The following is a 25,637-nucleotide window of genomic DNA, read 5'->3' as shown; positions in this document are numbered from 1 at the left end:
GAGCGTTTATTGATGACTTCAGAAAATCAGAACAAGCGGCGGAAACGTCAGGGTTTCACCCTGGTCGAGCTGATGGTGGTCATCGTCATCATCGGCCTGTTGGCGACGGTCGTGGCCATCAATGTCCTGCCCAGCCAGGACCGGGCCATGGTGGCCAAGGCCAAGGCGGACATCGCGGTTCTGGAACAGGCGATCGAGACCTATCGCCTCGACAATCTGAACTTCCCCACCGATCAGCAGGGGCTGCAAGCGCTGGTGTCGGCGCCGGCCGGCCTGGCCCAGCCGGAACGCTATCGCCAGGGCGGCTATGTGCGTCGTCTGCCCGAAGATCCTTGGGGCAATCCCTATCGCTACCGCCGCCAGAGCACGCACGGCCAGCCGTTCGACGTCTTCTCCCTGGGGGCGGACGGGAAGGAAGGGGGCGAGGGCAATGATGCGGACCTCGGCAACTGGCAGGGCTGACCGCGCTCAAGCAGCGCGCCGCCGCGCGGCGAGCGGTAGCGCCAAAGAATGCGCTCAAGCAGCGCGCCGCCGCGCGGCGAGCGGTAGCGCCAAAGAATGCGCTCAAGCAGCGCGCCGCCGCGCGGCGAGCGGTAGCGTTAAAAGAAAATCCGGCTTCACCCTGGTCGAACTGATGGTCACGATCGCAGTGATCGGGCTGGCGGCTGGGGCGGTGGTGCTGTCCATGCCCGACCCTCGACCGGCCGTCGGGGTGGAGGCCGAACAGTTCGCCGCTCGGCTGGCGCGCGCCCGAGAAGAGGCGATCATGACGAACCGTCCGGTGGCGGTCGAGGCGGACGCCTCCGGCTATCGGTTCGCGCAGTTCGACGGCGCGGCCTGGACGCCGCTGAACGGCGTCTTCACGCCTCGAACCTGGGCGGAGGGCGTCGCGGCGTCCGCCGGTCCTATCCGCATCGTCTTCGATCCCACGGGAATCGCCGATCCGGCGCAGGTTCGGCTGAGCCGCGACGAGCAGGTCCGCACCATCTCGATCGACGGCGCGGGCGAGGTTTCGATCAATGGTTGAGGCCGTCCGATCGCCATCTGCGGGCCGCGCCGGCTTCACCCTGATCGAAATGCTTGTGGCGCTGGCGGTCTTCGCCCTGGCGGCGATGGCCCTGTTGAATCTGTCGGGAGAAGCCACGCGCTCGGCGGTCCGGCTGGAAACCCGGACCCTGGGCGGGGTCGTCGCTGAAAACGTGGCGGCCGAGGCCATGCTGGCGTCCAGCCTGCCGACCGGTGAAACCTCGGGCCAGGTCGAGCTGGCGGGCCGCGTCTGGCGCTGGCGGCGGGTGGTGACGGGAACCGAGGTTCCCGGCCTGGGCCGGATCGACGTTCGCGTCTTCACCGACGAAGGCCAGGTCGCCGACCGGGTTCTGTTCCGCGCGGCTGCGGCATGAGGCGCGTGCGCCACAGGCTTAGGAGGCGCGGCGGCTTCACCCTGGTAGAGGTGCTGGTCGCACTGGCGATCTTCGCCCTCCTGGCCGGGGCGGGCGCCCTGGTGCTGAGCCAGACGATCGACACCCGGTTCGCTCTGCGCGCCGAGACCGACCGGATCGGCGATCTTCAGCGCATGCGCGCCCTGTTGAAGGCGGACTTGGCCCAGGCTGCGCCGCGCCGCGTTCGCGCCCCGACCGGGCGGCCTCTGCCGCGCGCCCTGATGGGGCAGGAGCAGCCCGGCGATCCGATCCTGACCCTGGTTCGGAACGGCTGGTCCAATCCCGGCCAGGCCCCGCGGGCGTCGTTGCAGAGGGTCGAATATCGGGTGGTGGAGGGGCGTCTGGAGCGCCGGGTCTTCCCCTATCTGGACGGCGCGCGCCCGGGACCGCCTCAAGTCCTCTGTCGCGGGGTCAAGGACGCCGCCGTGACCTTTATTCAGGATGGGTCGGAAGCCCAGGCCTTCATCACCTCCAGCGACCGACCGCTGCCCGATGCGGTTCGTATCGTCATGACCCTGGACGGGGTGGGACGGCTGGAGCAGCTTTTTCTGGTCGCATCGGCATGAGGCGGGGGCGGACGTCGCGCGAAGGGATGGTCCTGCTGACCGTCCTGCTGCTGGTGGCCGTCATGGCCGCCGTGGCGGTCGTCCTGTTGGACGACGTGCGCTTTTCCGTGCGTCGCACCACCAACGCCGACGTCCAGGCCCAGGCCCAGTGGTACGCCGCCGGGGCCGAGAGCCTGGCCCGTCGCCAGATCGCCGACCTGATCAAGGCCGATCCGCTGCGCACCCCTCTGGAGCCGCGCTGGAACGGCCGGGTGCTGAACTTCCCGATCGAAGAGGGGGCGATCCGCGCCGTCGTCACGGACGGTCAGGCCTGTTTCAACCTGAACTCGCTGGTGTATGGCCAGAGGGAAGATCTGTTCGCCCGGCCCGAGGGCGCGGCCCAGTTCATCGCCCTGGGGGCCGCCCTGGGCGTGTCGCGCGCCCGGATGGCCGCCGCCGCCGCCGCCCTGACCGACTGGATGGACGCCGATGCGGAGGCCGCGCCGGGCGGGGCCGAGGACGCGCGTTACGCCGGCCTCGCCACGCCCTACCGGACCGGCGGAATCATGCTGGCCGACGTCAGCGAGATGCGGGCGGTCGCCCACATCGACGCCGGTCTCTATGATCGGCTTCGACCCTATGTCTGCGCCCTGCCCACGACCCAACCGGCCAAGTTGAACGTCAACACCTTGACGCCGGATCAGGCGCCGCTTCTGACCATGCTGACCGGGGGCGCGGTCGGGGTTCAGGGCGCGCGGGCCGCCATCGCCGCCCGACCGCGCCAGGGCTGGGCCTCTACGGACGCCTTCTGGGGGCAGCCGGCCCTGCAAACCTATTCGCCCGATGATCAGACCCGTGAGCAGGTGACGCTGGTCACACGCTATTTCGATCTGAGGGTCGACGTCGACTATGCGGGCGGTCGCGCCGTCCGAACCGCCCTGATCCACGCCGCGCCCGACGGCGTGGTGCGCACCGTCATTCGCCGCTGGACCCCTGAAGAATGAGCCAGACCCGTATCGTCATCATCCCGCCGTCCGCCTCCATGCCGGCGCCCTTTCTGACCTTCGATGAGGGCGGGCGGGTGTTGCAGCGCGGGTCGCTGTTGCTCGAAGACCCGCTGACGACGCCCGATGTCCGCACCGTCGCCGTGGCGCCGGGCGCCGATGTTCTGGTGCGCTGGCTCGATCTGCCGGTCGGCGGCGCGGCCCAGGTGCGGGCCGCTGCGCGCTGGGCCTTGAAGGACGAACTGGCCGGAGATCCCGAAAGGACGGTCGTGGCCGTGGCGCCGGCGGCGCGCGGCGAAGAGACCGCCCCACGATTGGTCGCCGCCGTCAGCGCGGGTCTATTGGAAGCCTGGATCGACTATCTGGCCGCCCTTGGGGTTCGGCCGGTCGCGGTCACGCCCGACAGTCTTCTTGCGCCGCCGCCGTCGGGCGATGAACTGGTCGCCGCCGTCTTCGGCGGGGATACGGCCCTGCGGGGCGAAGGCTTTGCGGCCACAGTGCAGTCCGATCTGGTGGACCTGATCGCCGGCGATCGCCGCCTGGTGCGGATCGAGGACGCCGAGACCCTTGAGCGCTGGCTGGCCGCCGCCGCCGTCGCGCCGGCCGTCGATCTGCTGTCGGGCCAGGAACGCAAGCGCGAGCCGGGCCGGGGGGACTGGCGTCTGGCGGCGGCCTTGGCGGCGGCCCTGCTGGTCTCGCCCCTCATCCTGACCGCAGCGGGCGGCTTGCGCGATCAGGCCGCAGCGCGGGACGCCGAACGCCAGACCCTGGCCTTGATCGAGGCCCGGCTGCCGGAGGCGGCCGGCGCCCCCGATCCCGTTCAGGAGGCGCGTCGGTTGATCGACGTCGCGCCGCCGCCGGGCGGGCTGGCGGCGGTCTCCGCGGCCTTGTTCGCGGCAGTCGAACAGGTGGAGGGGGCCGAACTGGACAGTCTCAGCGCCGGGCCCGGCAAGGGGGTGCGGGCGACGCTCAGCTATCCCGCCTTTTCGGATCTGGACGCGATCCGCGCGACCCTGACCGCCTCTGGGCTGTCAATGACGGACCAGTCCACGGTCGAGGACGGCGGTCGGGTGGTCAGCGAAGTGATCATTGGAGGGATGCAATGAACGGCCTGATCGCTCAAGCCGCCGCCTGGTGGGACGGCCGCACCTTGCGCGAACGGCGCATGCTGACCGTGATGGGCGTGGCGATCGCCGCAGTCCTGGCCTGGTTGCTGATCGTTCGGCCGCTGGCGAGTTGGCGCGATGAGGCCGCGCGGACGCGCGCGACGGCCGAGGCCGAACTGACGGCCATCGAGCGCGGGACGGGGAGCCTGGCCGTCGGCGAGGCGAAGACAGGAGAGGTCGACGTCTCCGCCGCCGTCGCCGAGGTCGAGGCGGCGACCGGATTGACGCCCCAGATGGGGATGTCGGCCGAGGGGGGGCTGGGGTTCAGCCTGACCAATGTGTCGACCACCGCCGCCTTCGGCTGGCTGGCGGCCCTGCATGACCGCAAGGTCGAGGCGACGACCCTGAATGTGGTCGAGAACGCCGACGCCACGATCAGCCTGGAAGGGACGCTGACCGCCGCGCGGTGAACCCGCCGCGCCGTGAACCCGCCTCGTCAGCCCCGCGTCAGGGTCTCAAGCCGCAGCAGTCGGTCGCCGGCGGTGATGAACAGGGTGCGGCCGTCTTCGCCGAAGGTGCAGTTGGCCGCCGCGCCCGCCGTGTCGATCAGACCCAGGCTGCGGCCGTCCGGCGTCAGCACATGGACGCCGCCCGGACCGGTGGCGAACAGGCGTCCGTCCCGATCGACCGCCATCCCGTCCGGCAGGCCCGGCGCCGAAGGGCCGGCCAGGGCGGCGAAATCCTTGAACACCCGGCCGCCCCTGATCCCGCCCGCGCCGTCCAGCTCATAGGCCATCAGGACCGGTCGCGCCGGATCGGAGACCGAGACATAGAGGGTGCGCTGATCCGGGGACAGGGCGACGCCGTTGGGGAAGGTCAGATCATCGACCAGACGATGCAGGCCGCCGTCGGGATCGAGCCGGTAAACGCCGTTCTCCGCCATCTCCTTCAGCGGCGAACGGTCCATGTCCTTGAGACCATAGGGCGGGTCGGTGAAGAAGATCGCACCGTTCGACGCCTGGACCAGATCATTGGGGGAGTTGAACCGCGCGCCGCGGTAATGGGTCGCCAGCAAGGTCTTGACCTGGGTCGCCAAATCCACGCGGGCGATCGCCCGATTGCCGTGATCCGCCATCAGGATCGTCCCCGCCGGACCGGCGATCAGGCCGTTCGACCCCGGCTCGCGGAAGACAGACGGGTCGGGTCCGTCATAGCCGGACGGCGCCATGAAGACCGACAGGCCGCCTGCTCGTGACCAGCGATGGATACGGTTCTCCGGCACGTCGCTGAAGAGCAGATAGTCCCCGTCGGCGATCCAGACCGGGCCTTCAGACCAGGTGAAGCCCGACGCCAGACGCTCGAGCCGTGCATCCGGAGCGACCACCCCGTTTAAGGCCGGGTCCATACGGCGGACGCCGCCCGCCGTCACGGCGAGGGAGGAGCAGCCCGCAGCGGCGAGACCGCCGACGAGCACCAGACGACGAGAAGCAGGCAAGACGCACTCCTGAAAAGAGCGGACACTGTAGCGATCCTCAGGTCCAAGGCCATCCGTCTTCAAAGAAGGGGAATGGTGCCGGTTGCAGGAATCGAACCCGCGACATCCAGTTTACAAAACTGGCGCTCTACCAACTGAGCTAAACCGGCCGCGTCCGTAGGACGGAACTGCGCGCCTTATGCGGACGGATCGCGCCGGACGCAAGACGCCTCGCGCGGCCTCAGTCCAGGGCGGCGGCGATCCTGTCCGCGAGAGGCTGAAGCGTGGCCGCATCGGCCATGGGGGCGTGACCGTGGCCCTTCATCGGTCGGTCCGCCCAGCGCGGGACGATGTGGAAATGCAGATGGAAGACTGTCTGGCCGCCGGCGTCGCCGTTGAACTGCATGATCGACAGGCCGTCTGGCGACAGCGCCTTTTCCACTGCGCGCGCCGTGCGTTGAAGCGCCGCCGTCATATGGGCCAAAACGTCGGGCTCGACCTCCAGCAGGGTCCGCGCCTGGGATTGTTTGGCGATGATCAGGACGTGGCCCTCCGACTGAGGAAAGACGTCCATGAAGGCCAGAACATGGTCGTCCTCCCAGACCTTCACCGAGGGCAGTTCGCCGCGAAGGATTTTGGCGAAGACATTGTCGGGATCATAGGCGCCGTGAAGGCTCATCTGCAGTCTCCGTGTCGGATCGGATCGTTCCGCGAATCTAGCAGGCGCGACGGATCGAGGGGAGCCTTTTGCCCCGATGGCGCGTTATGGTGACGCTTCCAGCCCTGAGGACATCATGACCCGCTTCATCATTCAGGCCGTCGTCACCATGATCGGCCTTTGGCTGTCGGCCCAGGTGGTGCCCGGCGTCGCCTTCACCAACAACGGCTCTCTGATTGCGGCCGCCCTGATTCTGGGCCTGGTTAATGCGGTGGTGCGGCCCTTCATGGTGATCATCACCTTCCCCATCACCGTCGTGACCCTGGGCCTGTTTCTGCTGGTGGTGAACGCCGCCATGATCGGCCTGACCGCCATGTTCCTGGGCGGTTTCGCCGTGAACGGCCTGTGGGCGGGGATCGGCGCCGCCATCGTGACGGGCGTGGTCAGCTGGATCGCCGGCGCCTTCATCGGCGACGAGGAAAAGCGCGGCTGAAGCCGCGCGGTCCAGCCTCGGTCACAGGCGGGGCAAGGCGCAACCCTCTGCGTCGAACAGATGGACGTCTGCGGGCGCCGCCGACAGGCTGACGGTTTCGCCGATCGTCAGACGGCGCTCGCCGGGCGTCTGGACCGTCAGGGTCTCGTCAGAGGCGGGATGTTTCAGATGGGCCATGGTGACTGCGCCCAGGGTTTCGACGAACAGGACCTGGGCCGACAGGCTGTCGCGACCGCCGTTCAGGACGATATGTTCGGGCCGTATCCCCAGGGTGACGGCGGCGCCCGGCTGGGCGGTCGAGGCGTCCACCGCCGCCCGCACCCTTTCGCCTCCAGCCGTCTTGACGACCGCGCCTTCTCGCGAAGCCTCGACGATCTCGGCCTTCAGAAGGTTCATCTTCGGGCTGCCGATGAATCCGGCGACGAACAGATTGGCCGGATGCTGATAAAGCGCCATCGGCGCCCCGACCTGTTCGATCCGCCCCCCGTTCAAGACCACGATGCGGTCCGCCAGGGTCATGGCCTCGACCTGATCATGGGTGACGTAGATCATGGTCGTCTTAAGCTCGCCGTGCAGCCGCGCGAACTCGTAGCGCATCCGCACCCGTAGTGCGGCGTCCAGGTTGGACAGAGGCTCGTCGAACAGAAACACCTGGGGCTCGCGCACGATGGCGCGGCCGATGGCGACGCGCTGCCGTTGGCCGCCGGACATGGCCTTGGGTTTGCGATCCAGATAGTCGGTAATGCTCAGGGCCTCGGCCGCCGCGCGCACGCGCCGATCGATCTCGCCCTTGTCCGTCTTGGCCAGTTTCAGTCCGAAGGCCATGTTTTCATAGGCCGTCATGTGCGGATAAAGGGCGTAGGACTGAAAGACCATGGCCACGCCGCGATCCGAGGGCGACAGGGCGTTGACCCGGCGCCCGCCGATCCAGACGTCCCCCGTCGTCGCTTCTTCCAGGCCGGCGATGGTGCGAAGCAGGGTGGATTTGCCGCAGCCGGACGGGCCGACGAAGACGACGAATTCGCCGTCCGCGATCTCCAGATCGACGCCCTTCAGCACCTCTACGGCGCCGAACGCCTTCTTCACGTCGATCAGACGGACGTCCGCCATGCTTCTTCCCTAGGTCGCTGCGTTTTGGCCCACCGTAACCGGTTACATGGCGGGATCAATGGGCGAGGTTCGCTTCGGCCAACGCAGTGGGGCAAATCTGCAAAATTGCAAAATTGAGCTTTCACAAGCAGCGAAGTGTCGGTAAAAGCCCCGGCTTGGACCACGGAGGAAGACCGATATGACGAAGCGCAGACTCTGGATGGCGACCGCCGCCGGCTGGGCCGTCGCCGTCGCGGGCGCGGCCCAGGCGCAGCAGCCCGCTCAGGTGGAAGAGGTCGTGGTGACGGGGTCGCGTCTGGCCGGGGGAGATCGGGTTGCGCCGGTGGAAACCGTGCACCGCACGGTGATCGCCGCCGCCGGAGTAGGCGATGCGGGTCAGCTCACCCGGCTCGTGACGGCCAATTCGGGGTCTGAGGCGCAGGTCGATCAGCTGAATCAGCCGCAAAGCTCAGGCACGGCGCAGTTCAATCTGCGAAACCTGGGCCTGGGCTCGACCTTGGTCCTGGTGGACGGCCAGCGTTGGACCTCCAGCGCCGTGGTGGCCACCGACGGCGCGGCCTTCGTGGACATCAACGCCCTCGTCCCCCTGATCGCCCTGGAGCGGATCGAAGTGGTCAAGGACGGCGCCTCGGCCGTCTATGGATCGGACGCGGTCGCCGGGGTCGTCAACTTCATCACGCGCACCGCGGTCGATCATCCGGAGTTGAGCGCCCGTTACGCCTTCGCCGACGGATCGGAAGAAACCCTGGTCCAGGGGCTGGGCGGCTGGACGCTGCTGGGCGGCGATCTGACGGTCGCGGCCTCCCGCTTCCACCGTTCGGCCCTGAGCACGGATGAAAGGGATTTCGCCCAGGCGCAGACCTATGGCCGGGCTCCCTGGACCGCCGTGACCAGTTACGGCCAGCCCGGCTCCTATTACCGGCCCAGCCGCCGCGCCTATTCGCCCGATCCGAGCTGCGGCGACCCTGCCTTCCAATCCGCCTATCTCAACTCAGCGACCGATTCATTCTGCCGACTGGACTATTCGGACTTTTTCGACCTGGCGCCGGAAGAGACGCGGACCCAGGTTTTCGCCGATTATCGACGCCCCGTGGGGGACATGCGGCTGTCCTTGCAGGCGGCGGGCTCGGCCACCTCGACCACGGCGCGCCAGACGCCGTCCCTGCCCATTCTGGCGCGGTCCCTGAGCGTCCCAGCGTCCCATCCCGACAATCCGTTCGGAGAAGACGTCCTGTTTCGCGGTCGGCTTCTCGGCGCCGAGGCCGGGGCGTCGAAGGCTCAGTTCGACTATCGCACCTGGCGGGTCGCTGCAGGGCTGGACGGCGATTTCTCCGGCGGCTGGCGCTGGAGTCTGGCCGCCACGGCCAGCCGCCAACACGTCGCCTATGACAAGCCGGACGTGATCGGCAGCGCCCTGCAAAACGCCCTGAACGGCCTGGGCGGTCCGGGGTGCGACCCGGCCGCTGGGACGCCCGGCGTCGGAGCCTGCCGATATTTCAACCCGTTCGGAAGCGCCTATCTGGGGACCGGGGCGCCCAACAGCGCCGCCCTGATCGACAGTCTGATCGGCTCTGCGGGTCTGCGTGGCGCCGCCAGCCTGACGACTGCCGACGCCTCGACCTCGGGTCAGGCCCTGGGCTGGGACGGCGGCTCTGTCGATCTCGCCCTGGGGCTCCAGTATCGCCGCAGCGCTTTCCGCCACGACTGGAACGACCTCGTCAACCGCGGCGACCTGCTGACGGCCGGCTATTCGCCGGACTTCGACGGCGACCAGCAGGCTTTGGCCGCCTATGCCGAGGCGCGTCTGCATCTGGGAGACCGGATCGAGGCCCAACTGGCCGGCCGCTATGAAGCCTATGACGGGGAAGGCCGGTTCAATCCCAAGGCGGCCGTTCGCTGGGAGGTGGTGGACGCCCTCGCCCTGAGGGCGTCCTGGGGCCAGGGCTATCGGGCGCCCTCGGTCTACGCCCAGTCCGGCGCTCAGGCGGCGCAGCCTTCGGTGCTGGATCGCGGCGCCTTCGTCTTCGTCAACACCCTGACTTCCGGCGATCCGGAGCTGAAGCCTGAGAAGTCGGAAAGCCTGACCTTTGGCGCGCAGTGGCGTCCGCTGGACGGGCTGGAGCTGTCCCTCGACGCCTGGCGGTTCGACTATAGAGATCAGGTGGTCAAGGAATCGGCCCAGGCTGTGATCAACCAGGCGGCGGCCGATGATTTGGCGGGACGGACGGGTACGGACGCCCAGTCGCGTCTGACCCGGTCCGCGAGCGGGGCCCTGACCTTCGTTCAGCTCTATTTCATCAACGCCTCGTCGATCGAAACCGAGGGGGTGGATCTGTCGGCCCGCTACGGCCGCGATCTTTGGGGCGGACGGGCGTCGGCGGCGGCGGACTGGACCTATGTCGATCGCTACGACATCCGCCTGAATGCGAGCGCCGACGCCGTGTCCGGCGTGGGGTCCACCAATCTGAACAACATCGGTCGATCCTTGCCGCGCAATCGGGGAGAGTTGGTTCTGGACTGGCGCGACGGAAGGCAGGCTTTGACCGGCCTTGTTCATTATACGGCGGGCTACGCCAACGACCGCAGCGGGATCACCGACGCCTCGATCGCCAGCCAAACGACCATCGACCTGCTTTACACCCGCTCCGTCGGGACCGACATCGACCTGACGTTGGGCGCGGTCAATATCGCCGACAAGGCCCCGCCTCTGGCCCAGTTCGCCTTCGGATACGACCCCGTCGTGGCCGACCCACGTGGTCGGGTGATCAGTCTGGGCTTTACGAAGCGCTTCTGACTGCTTCCGACCCATCTGGCGCGGCCTTCTTTCCTCGGCTAAGGCGCGGGGTGAAGGAACTCGCCATGACCCCGACGCTTTACGGCATACCCAACTGCGACACTGTCAGAAAGGCGCGCGTCTGGCTGGAACAGCATGGCGTCGATTATGTTTTCCACGACTATAAGAAGGCGGGGATCGATCCCGTGCGCCTGGGCGGCTGGGTCGATGAACACGGCTGGGAGGCGGTGCTGAACCGCGCCGGCACGACCTTCAAGAAGCTGCCAGATTCCGACAAGGCGGGCCTGAACCGAGACAAGGCCGTCGCCCTGATGATCGCCCAGCCGTCGATGATCAAACGGCCCATCCTGGACCTGGGGGATCGGCGGCTGGTCGGGTTCAAGCCAGAGCTTTACTCCCAGGTCTTCAGTTGAAGGCGACGGTCGCGGCGACCCCGAAATGGTCTGACGGATATTCTCCGCCGGTGGGCTGAACCCCGAACAGATGGGCGGCGGCGGGGGTGAAGAAGGTCCGCTCCACGAAGATGTGGTCGATGACCCGGTTCGGGTGCCCCTTGGCCGGATTGAGGGTCGTCTCGGCCGCGCCGGCGGGCAGGGCGCTGGTGAAACGCGGGCCGGTCAGAGCCGCCAATCCCGGATCGTCCTGGGCGGCGTTGAAATCACCCATGACGATCAGCGGCGTCCCGTCCTGAGGCAGCCAGGACAGCAGATGACCGATCTGGCGGGCGCGCACGGCTCCGGCGTCCTGCTGCCAAGCCAGGTGGGTCACGACGACGTCGACGGGCCGGCCGCCGACGGACAGGCGCAGACGCAGGGCCGTGCGATAATCGTCCAGGGGCTCCAGCCGCACCGAATCGCGCGCCAGTACGGGCAGGCGAGTCAGAAGCGCGCTGCCGTAGCGGCGCCGCGCGCCTTCGGGATCGGTGGAGACGAAGGCGACCTGATAGCCGCCCAGTTCGCGCGCCAGGGTTTCGGCCTGATTTTCCAGCCCCTTGTCCGCGTCCTCCAGCACCTCCTGCAAGGCGATGACATCGGCGTTCTGAGCCCGGAGAGCCGCGATCAGAAGCGGCCGCCGCGCGGGCCAGTTCCCCATGTCGTGCCAGATGTTGAAGGTCGCCAAGGTCAAGGACGCGGTCGGCTCTCGAGCGGAGGACCGTCCGCCCAAGCCGCCGTCGGACGCGCAGGCGGCGAGCGGCGCGGCGGCTGCGGCGGCGAGGAGGACGCGGCGTGAGATCAAGACCGTCTCCGCCTCAATCTTCGACATCGGTGACCGGCCGGTCGTGGCCGTCCGCCGTTTCAGTCACCCAGCGACCGTCGGCCGTTTCATATTCGATGGCGGCGTTCTCGTCCGGAACCTTCTGTTCCCGCGAGGCCTGGACGGCCGCGGCCTTGGCCGCCTCATGCGTGGGATAGGTTTCGGAATAGGTGTCGCCGACCCTATAGGCCCAGCCCCCGTCGTGTTCGACGATCCGGTAGACGACATGGGCCATGGGGCGCTCCTTAGATTGACAATGAAGACGACCCTAGCGGCCTTGGCCGGATGCGTCAGCCGCCTTCATGAGACAGCTTACCGATATTTCATCTGGGTTTCCGCATCCGTTTGCGCGGGCTGACGCCTCTTGTGATCAGAAGGCCGCCGCATCAGGCTGTCACAACGGATCAAAGAGAGTCTGTCATGGAACTGACACCCATCTTCATCGTCTTCATCGTCTTCGGCTCCATCGTCGCCGTGATCGTGGGCCCCTCCTATCTGAAAAGCCGCGAGCGCACCGAGATGCAGCTGACCGTCCGCCATGCTGTGGACAAGGGCCAGACGCTGCCGCCCGAACTGATCGACGCCATGACCAAGGACGTGCAGAAAAGCCTGCCGTCGCGGACCAAGGACATTCGCAAGGGCGTTCTGAGCCTGGCGGCCGGAGCAGGCTTGGCCGGTTTCGCGCTGATAATCGGTTCGGCGCACCGCGACTTTGGCTCAAACGGCCAAGAAGTCTTGCTCGGCCTGTCCTGCATCCCTGCCGCGATCGGGATCGCCTTCATCATCCTGGGCTTCTTCAACCCGAACAAGGCCTGACGTCGACCGGAGGGGGACGTCATGAGCAAGTCCTTACGCGATCTGCACGACGTGGAGCTGGCCGCCCAGGCGGCGGCCGGCGGACGGCGGGAATATGGCGAACTGGTCCGGCGGCACGGTTCGGCGGTTCGGGGGCTGCTGCGCCGCATGGGCGCGGCGCCGTCCCTGGCCGACGACGTCGCCCAGGACGCCTTTCTGCAAGGTTTTCAGCGCTGTTCGGAATTTCGGGGGCAGGGGACCTTTGCGGGCTGGATCAAGAAGATCGCCGCCCGCCTCTATCTGAAGCGCGTCGCCCGCGAAGCCCGCTATGTAGCTGAGGCTGAGGCCGATGAGGCGGCGCCGGCTCAGGATCAGGCCGGCTCCATGGATCTGGACGAGGCGCTGAGGACCCTCAGCGAAACGGAAAGGGTCTGCGTGTCCCTGTGCCATGGCGCGGGGATGTCTCACCCGGAGATTGCGGCAGCCATCAATTTGCCACTCGGCACGGTGAAGTCACATGTCAAACGTGGTCTGGATAAACTCCGCGCGCGGTTGCAGCCCGTGGCGGCGGACGGGAGGTCGCTCCATGTCGGCTGACGAATTCGATCCGATGATCGAGCGCCTTTTTTCGCGCACTCCGACTCTGGCGGACGAGGCGCTGTTCGTGGCCACCTTGCAGGCCCGGCTGGAGAAGCGGTCGCGCTGGCGCGGTCTGGCTCTGACGGCGGCCGGCTTGGTCGGCGGCGTCCTGGCCGTGCGGGAGGGCGTGAACTTCAACTTCAGCGGCGACCCCGACACGACCCTGACGCAGGGGGTGCGGACCGCCGCAGCCGCGGCCCAGGGCGCGGCCCAGACAGGCTTGGACAGCCTGGGACTTGGGTCGATCGACCTGATGGGCGGCTCAGGCATGCTGGCCTTCTGGATCGCGGCGGGCGCGGTGGCGGCCCTGCTGGCGGCGGGAGCTGTGAAGCTGTCGCAGGACGTCTGAGGGTGACTTGCGTCCTCGGCGCGCCTATCTGACGCCCCTCAGGTCAGGAGGCGCCCGATGTCCGTTCATGTTCAAGAGACCGTCAAACGGATTTCGGTCCCCGACATCGCGGGACGAAAGGGCGGCGCGCCGATCGTTTGCCTGACCGCCTATGACGCTCCGATGGCGGGGCTGCTCGACCCCCATTGCGACGTTCTTCTGGTCGGCGACAGCGTGGGGATGGCGGTGCACGGCCTGCCCAACACCGTCGGCGTCACCCTGGACATGATGATCCTGCACGGTCAGGCGGTGGTGCGTGGATCGTGCCGGGCCCTGGTGGTGGTCGACATGCCCTTCGGCTCCTATGAGGGAGGCAAGGAAGCGGCTTACGACAACTGCGTGCGGGTGATGAAGGAAACCGGCGCCCAGGCGGTCAAGCTGGAGACCAGCGTCGAACTGGCCGAAATCGTAGCCTTTCTGGTGAGGCGGGGCATTCCGGTCATGGGGCATGTCGGCCTGCGCCCTCAGGCGGTGCTGGCCGAGGGCGGTTTCCGAGCCAAGGGCCGTACAGACGTCGAGCGGGATCGGGTCCTGGCGGAAGCCAGGGCCACGGCCGAGGCCGGCGCCTTCTGCATCGTCATCGAGGGCGTCGCCGAATCGCTGGCGCGCGAGATCACCGAGACCCTGGACGTTCCCACCATCGGCATCGGCGCCTCGGCCGCCTGCGACGGCCAGGTGCTGGTGGTCAACGACATGCTGGGCCTGTTCGACTGGGCGCCGAAGTTCGTGCGGAAATACGCCGATCTGCGCACCGAGATCGACCGCGCGGCCGCCGCTTTCGCCAATGATGTGAAAACCCGCCGTTTTCCTGCCGAAGTCGAGACCTACTTCTCGAAAAAGCCGGCTTCGCCGTAACGGACGACGTTGCGGGCGAGGGGCCGACCTTCTAGGGTCCGCGCCGGTTTGCTTTTTGCGATTTTGGGGCGACGTTTCCGTGGTTGATGTCTTCGAACAGGTCGAGGAGGAGCTTCGCTCCGACCGGTACAAGCGCCTGGCCCGCACCTGGCTGCCCGTCGTGGGCGCCGTTCTGGTGGTTGCCCTTGTCGCCGCCCTGGGCTGGTGGGGCTGGGACAGCCTGAACTCGAGCAAGGCCGCCAAGGCCGCTGAGGCCTATGATCGCGGCATGGAGGCCCTGCGGGCCGACAAGCCCGTCGATGCGCGCGCCGCCTTCGAAGAAGCGGCCAAGGAAGGCAACGGCGCCTATAAGGTCATGGCCCTGCAACAACAGGCGGGGCTGGCGGTCAGCGCCAACAAGATTCCGGATGCGGTTCGCCTGTTTGACGAGGCGGCCAAGGCATCGGGCGATCCAATCCTTTCGGACCCGCCAGCCCTCAAGGCCGCCTTCCTGGTGATGGATACGGCGCCCCTGGCCGATCTGGAGGCGCGGTTGACGCCCCTGGCCGAGGACGATCGCCCGCTGCACGCCTTCGCCCAGGAAGCCCTGGCCCTGGCGCGCCTGCAACACGGCAAGACCGATGAGGCGCGTGAAGCCTTCGTTCTTCTGCAACTGGGCCAGGACGTGCCCGACGACGTCCGCCAGCGCGCCAATATCGCCGTGGCCACGATCGACGCGGGCACGGCCGGCGCCCTCAAGGCCATCGTCGATGCGGCCAAGTCGGCGCCTCCGCCGGCCGCCCCCGCTCCGTCCACCGCCCCCGCTCAACAGTGACGACCCCCGACAGGACGCCCCCGATGAACCGAGTTCTGAAAGTCGCGCTGATCTGCGGCGTCGCCGCCACCATGGCCTCCTGCGGCGCCGTCAGTCGCAACCTGCCCTTCGGTCTGGGCAAGAAGGGCGATCCCAAAGCGACGGCGTCCGAAGGCCAGCGCATCTCGGTGCTGGAGTTCGAACAGCAGCTGGCGCCCTCGGCGGCCTTGTCCGGTCGGACCTATTTCCTGCCGGGTCCGCAGGCCGCGACGGCCTGGACCCAGCCGGGCGGCACGGCGGAAAACCTGGTCGAACACGTCATCGCCGCGCCGGACTTCAAGATCGCCTGGAAGCGCGACATCGGCCGCGGGTCGGCCCGCGTCGGCAACGTCATGGCGCCTGTCGTCGCGGCCGACGGCAAAATCTTCGTGCTGGACGGCGAATCGACCGTCTCGGCCGTTTCCGCCGACACGGGCGCGGTTCTGTGGAAGACCGACGTGAAGAACGGCGAGCGCGACCGCAACGGCGGCTTCGGCGGCGGCGTCGCCGTGGCCGGCGGCAAGGTCTTCGTTTCCTCCGGCTATCGCTCCATGACGGCGCTGGACGCCAATACCGGGGCCGTCGCCTGGACTCAGCCGGTGGACGCCCCCATTCACGGGGCGCCGACGGTGGTCGGTTCGCACGTCTTCGTCGTGGACGTGGACAGCCAGCTGTTCGCCTTCGACGTCGACACCGGCGCCCAGGACTGGACCTATCGCGGCATCGCCGAGCCGGCCCGTGTGATGCGCGCCTCCAGCCCGGCCGTGACCGGAAACACCGTCATCGCCCCCTTCGCCTCGGGTCAGCTGGTGGCGCTGAGCGCCCTGAACGGCCAGTCCCTGTGGGAACAGACCCTGTCGCGCACCAGCCGCACCAGCGCCCTGTCCGAGGTACGCGACGTGGCCGGTCGCCCCGTGATCAGCCGCGGCATGGTCTTTGGCGTCAGCCATTCGGGCGTGCTGTCGGCCCTGGACCTGCGCTCGGGCCAACCCAAATGGCAACTGCCGGTCACGGGCGTGAACGCGCCCCTGCCGGTCGGGGACGTGGTCTTCGTCGTGTCCAAGTCCGGCGAGCTGATCACCGCCAATCGCGACACCGGCCAGATCTACTGGACTCGCGAGCTGAATGAAGGCCGCGCCCGCAAGGTCGGCGGCTTCCTGCGCTTCGGCCGTCGCACCATCACGCCGCAGTGGTCCGGCCCGCTGCTGGCCTCGAACCGTCTGGTGATGGTCAACTCCTACGGCGAAGCGGTCGCCTTCGATCCGAAGACGGGCGTCGCTCAGACGACGTTGAAGCTGGGCGCGCCCGCCTATATCGCGCCTGCGGCCTATAACGGCGCCCTTTATGTGCTGACCGACACCGGTCAGCTGATCTGTATCCGCTGATTTTCAGCCAGAATTACGTTAGAAGGCCGACATGGCTCTGAAGGTCGCCATCGTCGGCCGCCCCAATGTGGGCAAATCGACACTGTTCAATCGTCTCGTCGGCAAGCGCCTCGCGCTGGTCGACGACCGGCCCGGCGTGACCCGCGACCGGCGCTATGCCGACGGCAATATCGGCGACATGGACCTGACGCTGATCGACACGGCCGGCTATGAGGACGTCACCGACGAAAGCCTCGAGGCGCGGATGCGCGAACAGACTGAGGCGGCCATCGACGACGCCGAACTGATCCTGTTCATGATGGACGCCCGCGAAGGCGTGACTTCGCTGGACCGGATCTTCGCCGAACGCCTGCGCAAGGTGCACAAGCCGATCATCCTGCTGGCCAACAAGTCCGAGAGCCGTGAGAGCGGCGGCGGCGTGGGCGAGGCGCACGCCCTGGGTTTCGGCGAGCCCGTCGCTATCTCCGCAGAGCACGGCGAGGGCATGGCCGACCTCTACGCCGCCCTCCGCGCCGGTTCGGAGGACATCTTCGTCGAGGAGATCGACGAGCCGGACAAGCCGATCCGTATCGCCGTGATCGGCCGGCCCAACGCCGGCAAGTCCACCCTGATCAACCGTCTGATCGGCGACGACCGGCTGCTGACGGGGCCGGAAGCCGGGATCACCCGCGACTCCATCTCGGTGGACTGGACGTTCGAGGGCAAGAACATCCGCCTGATCGACACGGCCGGGATGCGGCGCAAGGCCCGTGTTCAGGAGAAGCTGGAGAAGCTGTCGGTCGCCGACACCATCCGCGCCATCACCTTCGCCGAGGTGGTGATCCTGGTCATGGACAAGGACGACGCCTTCGACACCCAGGATCTGCAGCTGGCCGATCTGGTCGAGCGGGAAGGCCGCGCCCTGGTCTACGTCGCGTCGAAATGGGACCTGGAAGACGAACCCCAGTCGCGGCTGGCCAAGCTGAAGACCTTGGCGGAAGACAAACTGCCTCAGTTGAAGGGTTCGCCCTTTGTGGCCCTGTCTTCCCACTCGGGGCGGGGCGTCGATCGGCTGATGCCGGCGGTGCTTCAGGCCTATGACACCTGGTCGGTCAAGGTGAAGACCAAGGATCTGAACACCTGGCTGTCCATGGCGACCCAGCGGCACCCGCCGCCCGCCGTGGACGGCAAGCGGATCAAGCCGAAATACATCGCCCAGACCAAGGCCCGTCCGCCCACCTTCGTGCTGATGGCCAATCGGGCCGAGGCCATGCCGGATCACTACAAGCGCTATCTGGTGAATTCGATCCGGGAGAGCTTCGACCTGCCGGGCACGCCGATCCGCCTGAACGTCAAGTCCAGCGGCGCCAATCCCTATGCCGAGGGCGGCGCCAAGTCCGGCCCGGAACGCTACAAGGGCGACGCCAAGACCGCGCCGCGCCGCGTCAAGAAGGCCGAGAAGGAAGAGGCCTTGTCCAAGCTGCCCGGCAAGGCGCTGGAGCAGAAGAAGACCCGCAAGGCCCAGCCCAAGGTGCTGGGCGGCCTGAAGGCCAGCGCGTCCAAGAAGGCCGGATCGTCTGTTGCGATCCAGAAGGGCGCGCGCGGCGGGGCCCGTCAGGTGTCGCGCTCAGGCCGCATCCGCACCGGCCAGAAGGGCGGCGCCAAGAAGTGACCTCATGAGCGAGGTCGCGTCCGTCCTTCCCGACCGGCCGACCTCGCGCTGGCTGATCCTGGACGGGCAGGGGCGGGTGCTGCTGTTCCGCTTCGCCTTCGCCGACGGCCCCCTCGCCGGATCCGAATTCTGGGCCACGCCGGGCGGCGGCTGCGATCCGGGCGAGACCTACGAGGACGCCGCCCGCCGCGAACTGTTCGAGGAGACGGGCCTGATCGTCGCTGATCCGGGCCCCCAGGTCGCCCGCGTCCGCGTCAGCTTCCGCCTGCCCGACGGCCGCATGGCCGACGTCGATCAGCGCTTCTTCCTGCTCCGCAGCGACGACTTCGACCTGTCCTCCGCCGGCTGGACCGAGACGGAGCGGCGCGTCCTGGCCGAGCACCGCTGGTGGAGCCTCGACCAGATCCGCGCCTCCACCGAGACGATCTGGCCCCAGGAACTGGCGGACATTCTGGAGCGGCTGACGCCGATGGCGAGGGGTGTTGATCAAGGCTAGGGTCTTGGTCCGCCTCGTTCGCCATGCCCGCCCTGATCATCGCCATCCTGCTGAGCCAGCCTGTGGATCAGACAGGCTGGGCGCGGGGCAAGCACGGGAATTGCGGCTGTCTGAAGTTCCCTCCGATGGCGTCCTTTTTCGAGAGGGATATTCGTTTGCAATCATAGGGCTTGCAGCAAGGCCCACTGCGGCGCTTGATCCCTGGAGGATAGGAGAACACCATGACGACATCCCCGATCTTCGATCTTCAAGCGGTGCAAAAGGTGCGTAAGGGCGCCGTGCTCGTCGCCCTGCTGGGTCTGGTGGGCCTGACGATGGTGTCCCAGTCCGCCACGGGCCTGGACAGTCCGCTTCACGAGGGCGTCGAGGCCGTGGGTCTGGCCGCGATCGTCTTCGCCATCGTCGGCCGGGCCTGGTGTTCCCTCTATATCGGAGGGCGCAAGAAGGCCGAGATCGTCTCGCGCGGCCCCTATTCGATCAGCCGCAATCCCCTCTATATCTTCAGCTTCTTCGGTGCCTTCGGCGTCGGCGCCCAGAGCGGCAGCCTGACGCTGGCGGTGCTGTTCACCCTCGCGTCCGTGGCGGTCTTCTATCTGACCGTTCGCCGCGAAGAGGCATGGCTGGGCGCGACCTTCGGCGCCGCCTATGCCGATTACAAGGCGCGGACGCCTCGTTTCCTGCCTGACTTCTCCCTCTGGCGGGACGAGCCAGAGCTGTCGGTGCGGCCCAACTTCTTTCTGACCACGATTAGAGACGGGCTGGTTTTCCTGCTCGCCATACCGCTGTTTGAGGCCGTCGACCTGGCCCAGGCCCAGGGCTGGTTGGCTACGCTGGTGCGCCTACCCTGATTGGCGACGATCAGAAGGGCTCTGGCCTCGCATGACTTCAGACCAGAGCTTCCGTCGTTAACCCGGCCTTCCAGTCACGGAATCGGATCGTCGGCGGAGGCGTCAGGTCGCCTCGCGCCAGTTCGACCACCAGGGGACCGATTTCCGATGGATGGGGCACGGTCTGCGGGTCTTCTCCGGGGAAGGCCTGGGCGCGCATGGCGGTGCGCATTCGGCCCGGATCGACGATGCTGACGCGGATCGGGGTGCTCTCCACCTCGTCCGCCCAGGCCTTGATCAGAGCTTCGGCGCCTGCCTTGGTGGCGGCGTACATGCCCCAGAAGGCGCGGGGCGTCGTCGCCACGCTGCTGGTGAAATGGATCGCCCGCCCGGCGTCCGAGGCGCGCAGCAGCGGCTCCAGCGAGCGGATCAGCCGGTAGACGGCCGTGAAGTTGACCTTCTCCACCTTGGCGAACTCGCGCGGGTCGGCGTGGGCCACCGGCGTCAGGCCCGACGGCCCCATGGTCGCCGCCGCCTGGACCCAGACATCCAGCTTCTTGAACCGTTCGAAGATCGCTCCGCCCAGCCGGTCGATGCCGCCCCCGTCGACCAGGTCAAACGGGACCAGGGTGGCGTGTTTGCCGGTGGCGGCGAACACGGCGTCATCCAGCTCTTCCAGTCCGCCCTGGGTCCGGGCCGTTGCGACCACGTGCGCCCCGGCCTTGGCCAGGGCGAGGGCGCTCTCATAGCCGATGCCGCGCGAGGCCCCGACGACGAGGGCGATACGGTCTTTGAGGGGCAGGTCTGACATCCGCCATGATTAGCGTGCGTTTGCGGCGGCCGCCAAGCGGGATCGAGCGTGCGGCGATCACAGGCTGAAGCTGACGCCCTGATGTGACTCAGTTTCCGCCGAACGCTGCTTTAGCGAGGCCGTATGACGCCTTAGTGGCGACCAAGATCATCACCAAACCGACGCCCAGCCAAACCATCGACGGCACGCGAAAGCGGCGCTTGCCGAAGAGCAGATGCCCGGCGCCCACGCCCGTCGTCAACCCAGCGAGGGTCGAAGGCGATAGTGCGGACTGGTTTGCCGCCAGGATCAGGTTCAAGACGAAGAACATCCCGACAATCGCCAGAAGGCGGTCGCCAAGCCTGATCAGGACGAGCCTCCCCTCCTGCAGTTGGCTGTTTTGAACTGGGTTGTGCGCCATCAACCCGTGATATCATGCGCTGACCAGCAGCGAAAGCTGTCGGGCTGAAAACTCCCGGCCGCCTTCCTCGATCTCCCGGTCCAGCAGGCGGGTGGGGTAGTCGCCGGTGAAATAGTGGTCGGTGAACTGGGGCGCGTCATTGTTGCGGCCGGGCTCGCCCATCGCCTGATACAGGCCATCGATGGACAGGAAGCCGAGGGAATCGACCTCCAGCATTTCGCGCATCTCCTCCAGCGTCTTGTTGGCCGCCAGCAGTTGCGCCCGCTCGGGCATGTCGATGCCGTAGAAGTCGGGGAAAAGGATCTGCGGGGAAGCCGAACGCAGATGAACCTCCTTGGCCCCGGCCGCCCGGACGGCGCGGACCAGTTTGACCGAGGTGGTGCCCCGCACGATGGAGTCGTCGATCAGCACGACCCGCTTGCCGGCCAGGGCAGACTTGTTGGGGCTGTGCTTCATCCGCACGCCCTTCTGCCGGGCGCCCTGGCTGGGCTGGATGAAGGTGCGGCCCAGATAGTGGCTGCGGATGATGCCCATCTCGTAGGGGATGCCGCTCTCCTGGGCATAGCCCAGGGCGGCGGGCACGCCGGAATCGGGCACCGGCACGACGATATCGGCGTCCACGCCCCATTCGCGGGCCAGACCCCGGCCCATTTCCTTGCGGACCTCATAGACCGAACGGCCGTTCACGACCGAGTCGGGACGCGAGAAATAGACGTATTCGAACAGGCAGGGGCGAGCGGCGCGCGCGGGGAAGGGTTTGATCGATTCGACGCCGTTCTCGTCGATGACCACGACCTCGCCGTGTTCGACGTCGCGCACGAAGGTGGCGCCCATCATGTCCAGGGCGCAGGTTTCGGAGGCCAGGACCCAGGCCTCGCCCATCTGGCCCAGCACCAGGGGGCGGATGCCCAGAGGGTCGCGGGCGCCGATCATCTTGTGACGGGTCTGGGCCACCAGGGCGTAGCCGCCCTCGATCCGCGCCAGAGCGTCGATGAAGCGGTCGACGATCTTGGCCTTACGGCTGCGGGCGATCAGGTGAAGGATGACTTCGGAGTCCGAGGTCGATTGAAAGATGGCGCCTTCGCTGACCAGCTGGCTGTGCAGGAATTTGAAGTTGGTCAGGTTGCCGTTGTGGGCGATGGCGATGCCGCCCTGGTCCAGGTCGGCGAACATCGGCTGGATGTTGCGCAGGAAGCTGCCGCCGGCGGTGGAGTAACGGGTGTGGCCGACAGCCGCGCGACCGGGCATGCGCGTCATCAGGTCGGCGCCGCCGAAGGCCTCGCCCACCAGCCCCTGATGGCGTTCGGTGTAAAAGCGTTCGTCCTTGATGCTGGCGATGCCGCAGGCTTCCTGACCGCGATGCTGAAGCGCATGCAGGCCCAGGGCGACGACAGCGGAGCCCTCGTCCTCGTCCGCGCCCCAGACGCCGCAGACGCCGCACTCCAGACGGAGCTGATCATCCTCCGGCTCGCGCCAGTGCTCGCGGTGAACGACGGGATCGGCGATATGGTGGCGCATCGTGGGGCTCCGATGACCGGGGGAAACTTACGGGGCGGCTTCGCGCGGCGAGTTAGTCTCGGATTGCGTCCGAGGCAAGGCTTCGTCGTTCGAAAACCCTTTGCGCACGGATGAATCCACCACAGGCGTGATCGCATCGGCGCCGCGCCCGATGCCGGGCAGGACGATCTGAATGGCGCGGGCGCCGACGGCGCTGACCTTATAGAGCGCCGCCTGGGTCAGCCATTTCGGCGTCCGTTCGCCCGGCATGGCGGCCACGATGACCAGATGGACGGCGCCCAACAGGACCAAGGCCCGGCCTGCGCCGACGAACACTCCGATGAACCGGTCGATTCCTCCCAACTGCGGATGGGCCTGGGCCTGTTTGGACAGGAAGGAGCCGAAGATGCGGATGCCGAAATAGACGACCATGAAGGTCACGATCGCCGCCAGGATCGTCCCGGCCCAGTCGGGATTGACCAGGGCCCGCCCCAGCATGGCCGTCCAGGGCAGGGTCACCAGGGCGATCAGCGCCGCCAGCAGGGCGCTGAGCAGGGTGATGATCTCGCGCACCCCGCCGCGCACCCAGCCGGCGGCGGCGGAGAACAGGATCACCACTATGGCGAAGACGTCGTAACCGGTCACTCAGAGGTCCAGAAACTGTTGCGCCCGTCTAATAGCGGTTTTGCGAGATTCGTTCGACCACATCCGTCAACCGCGTCGCCGACGTCACCTTGACCCCGTTTGTCTTCCCCGCGCTCTGGGGCAGGGGCGGGCACAGCAGATGGTCGAAGCCCAGCTTCTGAGCCTCGCGCAGCCGCGCCTCGGCTCGGCCCACGCTGCGGACCTCGCCCGACAGCCCGATCTCGCCGAAGACGACGCAGCCCTGGGGCAGGGGCATGTCCAGGGCCGAGCTGATCAAGGCCGCCGCCGCCGCCAGGTCCGCCGCCGGCTCGTTGATCCGCAGCCCCCCGGCGACGTTCAGATAGACATCTTTGTCGCCGAAGCCCAGGCCGCACCGGGCCTCCAGCACCGCCAGCAACATGGCCAGGCGACCGGAGTCCCAACCGACCACAGCCCGCCGCGGCGTGCCATAGGCCGAGGGCGCCACCAGGGCCTGAATCTCGACCAGAACGGGCCGCGAGCCTTCGATCCCGGCGAAGACGGCGGCGCCGGGCGCCCGGTCCTTGCCCTCGCCCAGGAAGAGGGCGGAGGGATTGGCGACTTCGCGCAGGCCGCTGTCGCCCATTTCGAACACCCCGATTTCGTCGGTGGCGCCGAACCGGTTCTTGCCGGCGCGCAGGATGCGGAACGGATAGCCGCGCTCGCCCTCGAAGGTCATGACGGCGTCGACCAGGTGTTCGACCACGCGCGGCCCGGCCACCTGGCCGTCCTTGGTGACGTGGCCGACCAGGACGACGGCGATCCCTTGCGTCTTGGCCAGTCGGATCATTTCGCCGGCGCAGGCCCGGACCTGGGTGATGGAGCCGGGCCCGCTCTCATGAACGTCGGACCACAGGGTCTGGATCGAATCGACGATGACGATGTCGAATTGTTCGCGCTTCAGCGTGCCCAGGATGTCGCGCAGCGCCGTCGCCGCCGCCAGATTGACCGGCGCCTGGTCCAGCCCCATCCGCTTGGCCCGCGCTCGGATCTGCTCGACGGCCTCTTCGCCCGAGATATAGGCGATACGCCCGCCGCGAAGCGCCGCCTTGGCCGCGACCTCGAGCAGCAGGGTGGACTTGCCCACGCCCGGATCGCCGCTCAGCAGGATGGCCGAACCCGGCACCACCCCGCCGCCGCAGACCCGGTCGAACTCGGCCACGCCCGTCGTGATGCGGGGCGGTTCGGGCGTGTCGGATTGAAGGGTTTCAAACTGCAGGCCGCGTCCGCGCGCCGAAGCGGCCGCCGAAGGCTTGATCGCGCCCGGCGGCGCGGAACGGCTCTCTTCGGTCAGGGTGTTCCACTGGCCGCACGATGAACACTGACCCGACCACTTGCCGTGGACCGAGCCGCAGGACTGACAGACGTAGAGAGCGGAATCGCGAGCCATGGACTTCCTTAGCAGAGACAGCCGACGTCGGGTGACGGGCCGAGCATTGCGCCTTCATCGTCCTCTTCTACGTCAGTCGCGGTCGCATTCGTCTCAATAGGCGCGGGGCACCCGGTCGCTGATTGCAGTCAATAGTTCATAGCTGATGGTCCCGGCCGCGGCCGCCGCCTCATCCAGATGACGGTTCGCGCCGAAAAGCTCGACCCGATCGCCGACCGCGACGTCCAGGCCGGTGACGTCCAGGGTGCAGACGTCCATCGACACCCGGCCCAGCAGAGGGCGGATTTCGCCCGACACCCAGGCGGCGCCGCCTTGTCCATAGGCCCGCATGACGCCGTCGGCATAGCCCGCGGCCACCACGGCCGCTCGCACGGGACGGTCGGCGACGAAGCCTCTGGAATAGCCGATGCTTTCCTCAGCCCTGACGTCTCGGACCTGCAAGACCTCGGCGGTCAGGGTGGCGACGGCGGCGATCCTGTCATCCTGCCGACCCTGCGGCCCGCCGCCATAGAGACAGACGCCGGGGCGCACGGCGTCGAAGCTGTAGTCCCGCCCCAGAAAGCAACCGCCCGAATTGGCCAGGGATCGCGTGATGCCCGGATATCGCGCGGCCGCCGCCGCGAAGGCGTCTCGCTGGCGCCGGTTCATCGGCTGGTCGGGTTCGTCGGCGCAGGCCAGGTGACTCATGACAAGGTGAAGGCCCTCGAACGACTCCGGCGCGTCTTCGGGGCGGAACCCCAGCCGGTTCAGGCCGGTGTCGATCTGGATGCCGCAGGCTCCGCCGCCAGCCTGGCTCCAAGCCTGCATCTGTCGCGGCTGGTTCAGCACTGGACGCAGGTCCGCCGCCTTCAGCACGCCGGCCGCCCCGTCGTGGCAGCCGTCCAGCACATAGATGACCGGCGCATCGCCCAGCGCCGCCCGCAAGGCCACGCCCTCATCGGCGCGGGCGACGAAGAAGGTCCGCGCCCCCTCGGCCATCAGCCGGGTCGCACAGGCCTCGGCGCCCAGCCCATAGGCGTCGGCCTTGACCACCGGATGGACCGGCGCGCCGGTCACGGCCTCCAGAGTGTGGAAGTTGCGGGCCAGGGCGTTCAGATCGACGGACAGCAGGGCGGGGGAGGGCATGGCGGC

General features: G+C 67.7%; 30 protein-coding genes and 1 tRNA gene. 19 read left to right on the top strand and 12 right to left on the bottom strand.

Features of this window, described 5'->3' with window-relative positions:
* The first annotated feature begins 12 nt into the window (after window positions 1–12).
* Genes gspG through gspM form a run of 7 tightly spaced genes read left to right on the top strand, consistent with a single transcriptional unit; the run spans window position 13 to window position 4,564 of the window.
* Window positions 13–462 (top strand): type II secretion system major pseudopilin GspG, encoded by a 450-nt coding sequence (gene gspG, locus JL11_RS13115; RefSeq protein ID WP_054766045.1) that lies wholly within the window; start codon window positions 13–15, stop codon window positions 460–462.
* Window positions 431–1,027, top strand: a complete 597-nt coding sequence (locus tag JL11_RS13110) for a GspH/FimT family pseudopilin (protein WP_335337462.1) — start codon at window positions 431–433, stop codon at window positions 1,025–1,027. The genes gspG and JL11_RS13110 overlap by 32 nt, the downstream gene beginning before the upstream one ends.
* Window positions 1,020–1,400, top strand: a complete 381-nt coding sequence (gene gspI / locus JL11_RS13105) for a type II secretion system minor pseudopilin GspI (protein ID WP_054766043.1) — start codon at window positions 1,020–1,022, stop codon at window positions 1,398–1,400. Before JL11_RS13110 ends, gspI begins: the two co-directional genes overlap by 8 nt.
* Before the next feature lie 5 nt (window positions 1,401–1,405).
* Window positions 1,406–2,005, top strand: a complete 600-nt coding sequence (gene gspJ, locus JL11_RS13100; RefSeq protein WP_231681307.1) for a type II secretion system minor pseudopilin GspJ — start codon at window positions 1,406–1,408, stop codon at window positions 2,003–2,005.
* Window positions 2,006–2,031: 26 nt separating this feature from the next.
* Window positions 2,032–2,988: a type II secretion system minor pseudopilin GspK gene (gspK, locus tag JL11_RS13095; RefSeq protein WP_231681300.1), complete on the top strand. Its 957-nt coding sequence runs from the start codon at window positions 2,032–2,034 to the stop codon at window positions 2,986–2,988.
* Complete coding sequence (gene gspL / locus JL11_RS13090) at window positions 2,985–4,094, top strand: type II secretion system protein GspL (protein WP_054766040.1); 1,110 nt, start codon at window positions 2,985–2,987, stop codon at window positions 4,092–4,094. The genes gspK and gspL overlap by 4 nt, the downstream gene beginning before the upstream one ends.
* Window positions 4,091–4,564 carry a type II secretion system protein GspM gene (gene gspM / locus JL11_RS13085; protein ID WP_054766039.1) on the top strand — a complete coding sequence of 158 codons (474 nt, stop codon included), beginning with the start codon at window positions 4,091–4,093 and terminating at the stop codon, window positions 4,562–4,564. Before gspL ends, gspM begins: the two co-directional genes overlap by 4 nt.
* Before the next feature lie 26 nt (window positions 4,565–4,590).
* On the opposite strand, the gene JL11_RS13080 is transcribed toward gspM, so the two are convergent.
* The 3 genes from JL11_RS13080 to JL11_RS13070 all read right to left on the bottom strand — a co-directional run bounded on the left by JL11_RS13080 (window position 4,591) and on the right by JL11_RS13070 (window position 6,247).
* Complete coding sequence (locus JL11_RS13080) at window positions 4,591–5,589, bottom strand: SMP-30/gluconolactonase/LRE family protein (protein WP_227975962.1); 999 nt, start codon at window positions 5,587–5,589, stop codon at window positions 4,591–4,593.
* Between the two features lie 73 nt (window positions 5,590–5,662).
* Window positions 5,663–5,738: transfer RNA gene (locus JL11_RS13075), tRNA-Thr, on the bottom strand.
* Between the two features lie 71 nt (window positions 5,739–5,809).
* Window positions 5,810–6,247, bottom strand: a complete 438-nt coding sequence (locus JL11_RS13070; RefSeq protein WP_054766038.1) for an HIT family protein — start codon at window positions 6,245–6,247, stop codon at window positions 5,810–5,812.
* Window positions 6,248–6,362: 115 nt separating this feature from the next.
* On the opposite strand from JL11_RS13070, the gene JL11_RS13065 reads away from it, so the two are divergent.
* The gene (locus JL11_RS13065) at window positions 6,363–6,719 is read left to right on the top strand and encodes a phage holin family protein (protein ID WP_054766037.1); all 357 of its coding nucleotides are present in this window, start codon (window positions 6,363–6,365) and stop codon (window positions 6,717–6,719) included.
* Between the two features lie 21 nt (window positions 6,720–6,740).
* On the opposite strand, the gene JL11_RS13060 is transcribed toward JL11_RS13065, so the two are convergent.
* Window positions 6,741–7,829 (bottom strand): ABC transporter ATP-binding protein, encoded by a 1,089-nt coding sequence (locus JL11_RS13060; protein WP_054766036.1) that lies wholly within the window; start codon window positions 7,827–7,829, stop codon window positions 6,741–6,743.
* A 178-nt stretch (window positions 7,830–8,007) separates the two neighbouring features.
* On the opposite strand from JL11_RS13060, the gene JL11_RS13055 reads away from it, so the two are divergent.
* Both JL11_RS13055 and JL11_RS13050 read left to right on the top strand, forming a co-directional pair.
* Complete coding sequence (locus tag JL11_RS13055; RefSeq protein WP_054766035.1) at window positions 8,008–10,623, top strand: TonB-dependent receptor domain-containing protein; 2,616 nt, start codon at window positions 8,008–8,010, stop codon at window positions 10,621–10,623.
* A 65-nt stretch (window positions 10,624–10,688) separates the two neighbouring features.
* Window positions 10,689–11,036, top strand: a complete 348-nt coding sequence (locus JL11_RS13050; protein ID WP_054766034.1) for an ArsC family reductase — start codon at window positions 10,689–10,691, stop codon at window positions 11,034–11,036.
* Here the strand turns inward: JL11_RS13050 and JL11_RS13045 are convergent.
* Together JL11_RS13045 and JL11_RS13040 are read right to left on the bottom strand one after the other, a co-directional pair.
* Window positions 11,029–11,859 carry an endonuclease/exonuclease/phosphatase family protein gene (locus tag JL11_RS13045; RefSeq protein ID WP_197273306.1) on the bottom strand — a complete coding sequence of 277 codons (831 nt, stop codon included), beginning with the start codon at window positions 11,857–11,859 and terminating at the stop codon, window positions 11,029–11,031. The genes JL11_RS13050 and JL11_RS13045 overlap by 8 nt on opposite strands.
* 13 nt (window positions 11,860–11,872) lie before the next feature.
* Window positions 11,873–12,112, bottom strand: coding sequence for a DUF2188 domain-containing protein (locus JL11_RS13040; RefSeq protein WP_054766033.1), 240 nt, complete (start codon window positions 12,110–12,112; stop codon window positions 11,873–11,875).
* A 185-nt stretch (window positions 12,113–12,297) separates the two neighbouring features.
* On the opposite strand from JL11_RS13040, the gene JL11_RS13035 reads away from it, so the two are divergent.
* From JL11_RS13035 to JL11_RS12995, 9 genes are all read left to right on the top strand, one after another.
* Window positions 12,298–12,693, top strand: coding sequence for a DUF6249 domain-containing protein (locus JL11_RS13035; protein ID WP_054766032.1), 396 nt, complete (start codon window positions 12,298–12,300; stop codon window positions 12,691–12,693).
* A 21-nt stretch (window positions 12,694–12,714) separates the two neighbouring features.
* A complete protein-coding gene (locus tag JL11_RS13030; protein ID WP_054766031.1) occupies window positions 12,715–13,269 on the top strand; it encodes an RNA polymerase sigma factor in 555 nt (184 codons plus the stop codon).
* Complete coding sequence (locus tag JL11_RS13025; RefSeq protein WP_054766030.1) at window positions 13,259–13,660, top strand: hypothetical protein; 402 nt, start codon at window positions 13,259–13,261, stop codon at window positions 13,658–13,660. The genes JL11_RS13030 and JL11_RS13025 overlap by 11 nt, the downstream gene beginning before the upstream one ends.
* A gap of 57 nt (window positions 13,661–13,717) precedes the next feature.
* The gene (panB, locus tag JL11_RS13020; RefSeq protein WP_054766029.1) at window positions 13,718–14,554 is read left to right on the top strand and encodes a 3-methyl-2-oxobutanoate hydroxymethyltransferase; all 837 of its coding nucleotides are present in this window, start codon (window positions 13,718–13,720) and stop codon (window positions 14,552–14,554) included.
* A 79-nt stretch (window positions 14,555–14,633) separates the two neighbouring features.
* On the top strand, window positions 14,634–15,368 hold the full coding sequence (locus JL11_RS13015; RefSeq protein WP_054766028.1) for a tetratricopeptide repeat protein: 735 nt from the start codon (window positions 14,634–14,636) through the stop codon (window positions 15,366–15,368).
* 23 nt (window positions 15,369–15,391) lie between these two features.
* Window positions 15,392–16,771, top strand: coding sequence for a PQQ-binding-like beta-propeller repeat protein (locus JL11_RS13010; RefSeq protein ID WP_054766027.1), 1,380 nt, complete (start codon window positions 15,392–15,394; stop codon window positions 16,769–16,771).
* A gap of 31 nt (window positions 16,772–16,802) precedes the next feature.
* Window positions 16,803–18,422 carry a ribosome biogenesis GTPase Der gene (der, locus tag JL11_RS13005; RefSeq protein WP_054766026.1) on the top strand — a complete coding sequence of 540 codons (1,620 nt, stop codon included), beginning with the start codon at window positions 16,803–16,805 and terminating at the stop codon, window positions 18,420–18,422.
* A 4-nt stretch (window positions 18,423–18,426) separates the two neighbouring features.
* Window positions 18,427–18,918: an NUDIX hydrolase gene (locus tag JL11_RS13000; RefSeq protein ID WP_054766025.1), complete on the top strand. Its 492-nt coding sequence runs from the start codon at window positions 18,427–18,429 to the stop codon at window positions 18,916–18,918.
* Window positions 18,919–19,139: 221 nt separating this feature from the next.
* The gene (locus tag JL11_RS12995; RefSeq protein WP_054766024.1) at window positions 19,140–19,766 is read left to right on the top strand and encodes a methyltransferase family protein; all 627 of its coding nucleotides are present in this window, start codon (window positions 19,140–19,142) and stop codon (window positions 19,764–19,766) included.
* Between the two features lie 37 nt (window positions 19,767–19,803).
* On the opposite strand, the gene JL11_RS12990 is transcribed toward JL11_RS12995, so the two are convergent.
* The 6 genes from JL11_RS12990 to alr all read right to left on the bottom strand — a co-directional run bounded on the left by JL11_RS12990 (window position 19,804) and on the right by alr (window position 25,631).
* Complete coding sequence (locus tag JL11_RS12990; RefSeq protein WP_054766023.1) at window positions 19,804–20,556, bottom strand: SDR family NAD(P)-dependent oxidoreductase; 753 nt, start codon at window positions 20,554–20,556, stop codon at window positions 19,804–19,806.
* Window positions 20,557–20,644: 88 nt separating this feature from the next.
* Entirely contained in the window at window positions 20,645–20,959 is a 315-nt protein-coding gene (locus tag JL11_RS12985; protein ID WP_152950551.1) for a hypothetical protein, read from the bottom strand.
* Between the two features lie 9 nt (window positions 20,960–20,968).
* Window positions 20,969–22,474: an amidophosphoribosyltransferase gene (gene purF / locus JL11_RS12980; protein WP_054766021.1), complete on the bottom strand. Its 1,506-nt coding sequence runs from the start codon at window positions 22,472–22,474 to the stop codon at window positions 20,969–20,971.
* A gap of 27 nt (window positions 22,475–22,501) precedes the next feature.
* Window positions 22,502–23,098 carry a CvpA family protein gene (locus tag JL11_RS12975; RefSeq protein ID WP_054766020.1) on the bottom strand — a complete coding sequence of 199 codons (597 nt, stop codon included), beginning with the start codon at window positions 23,096–23,098 and terminating at the stop codon, window positions 22,502–22,504.
* A gap of 28 nt (window positions 23,099–23,126) precedes the next feature.
* Window positions 23,127–24,506, bottom strand: coding sequence for a DNA repair protein RadA (gene radA, locus JL11_RS12970; protein WP_054766019.1), 1,380 nt, complete (start codon window positions 24,504–24,506; stop codon window positions 23,127–23,129).
* A 93-nt stretch (window positions 24,507–24,599) separates the two neighbouring features.
* On the bottom strand, window positions 24,600–25,631 hold the full coding sequence (gene alr / locus JL11_RS12965) for an alanine racemase (RefSeq protein ID WP_054766018.1): 1,032 nt from the start codon (window positions 25,629–25,631) through the stop codon (window positions 24,600–24,602).
* Window positions 25,632–25,637: the final 6 nt, after the last annotated feature.

The sequence above is a fragment of the Brevundimonas sp. DS20 genome (assembly GCF_001310255.1).
In the GTDB taxonomy this organism is placed as follows: Bacteria; Pseudomonadota; Alphaproteobacteria; order Caulobacterales; family Caulobacteraceae; genus Brevundimonas; species Brevundimonas aurantiaca.
The sequence above is the reverse complement of the archived record's forward strand: the minus strand, read 5'-3'. Positions and strand labels throughout refer to the sequence as shown.